2 protein-coding genes are annotated in these 1,077 nt (G+C 66.2%); both read left to right on the top strand.

The annotated features are described in order from the left end of the window. Nucleotides 1-966, top strand: a 966-nt coding sequence (locus ACFW9D_RS38545; RefSeq protein ID WP_384630150.1) for an acyl-CoA carboxylase subunit beta, incomplete at its 5' end; no start/stop codon positions are given. A 27-nt stretch (nucleotides 967-993) separates the two neighbouring features. Then, on the top strand, nucleotides 994-1,077 hold an 84-nt coding region (locus ACFW9D_RS38540; RefSeq protein ID WP_384630152.1), incomplete at its 3' end, for an acyl-CoA carboxylase subunit epsilon.

Raw genomic sequence — 1,077 nt, 5'->3', positions numbered from 1 at the left:
GATGTCATCAAGACGGTGACGGGTGAGGACGTGGGTTTCGAGGAGCTGGGTGGTGCGCGGGCGCACAACAGCCGTTCGGGGGTCGCGCATCACATGGCGGGGGACGAGAAGGACGCGATCGAGTATGTGAAGTCGTTGCTGTCGTATCTGCCGTCGAACAATCTGAGTGAGCCGCCGGCGTTTCCGGAGGAGGCCGATCTGGCGGTGTCGGAGGAGGACCGTGAGCTGGATGTGCTGATTCCGGACAGTGCGAATCAGCCGTACGACATGCACACGGTGATCGAGCATGTGCTGGACGATGCGGAGTTCTTCGAGACGCAGGCGTTGTTCGCGCCGAACATCCTGACGGGGTTCGGGCGGGTGGAGGGGCGTCCGGTGGGGATCGTGGCGAACCAGCCGATGCAGTTCGCGGGGTGTCTGGACATCGATGCGTCGGAGAAGGCGGCGCGGTTCGTGCGCACGTGTGACGCGTTCAATGTGCCGGTGCTGACGTTCGTGGATGTTCCGGGGTTCTTGCCGGGGGTGGAGCAGGAGCACACGGGGATCATCCGGCGGGGCGCGAAGCTGATCTACGCGTATGCGGAGGCGACGGTGCCGTTGATCACGGTGATCACGCGGAAGGCGTTCGGTGGGGCGTACGACGTGATGGGGTCCAAGCATCTGGGTGCCGATCTGAATCTGGCGTGGCCGACGGCGCAGATCGCGGTGATGGGTGCGCAGGGTGCGGTGAACATCCTGCACCGCAAGACGCTCGCGGCGGCGGACGATGTGGAGGCGACGCGGGCGCGGTTGATGACGGAGTACGAGGACACGCTGCTGAATCCGTACACGGCGGCGGAGCGGGGTTATGTGGACGCGGTGATCATGCCGTCGGACACGCGGGCGCATGTGGTGAAGGGGCTGCGGCAGCTGCGGACCAAGCGGGAGTCCCTGCCCCCGAAGAAGCACGGCAACATCCCCCTCTAACCGATCCGCAGCGTCAGGAGCCGCAGCATGGTGATCAAGGTCGTACGGGGCAACCCGACCCCCGAAGAACTCGCCGCCGCCCTCGCCGTCGTCCGCGCCCGCGCCGCCGCG

It is taken from the genome of Streptomyces sp. NPDC059524 (assembly GCF_042749255.1).
GTDB classification, from domain to species: Bacteria; Actinomycetota; Actinomycetes; order Streptomycetales; family Streptomycetaceae; genus Streptomyces; species Streptomyces xanthii.
This window is presented reverse-complemented; position numbering and strand designations above follow the sequence as displayed.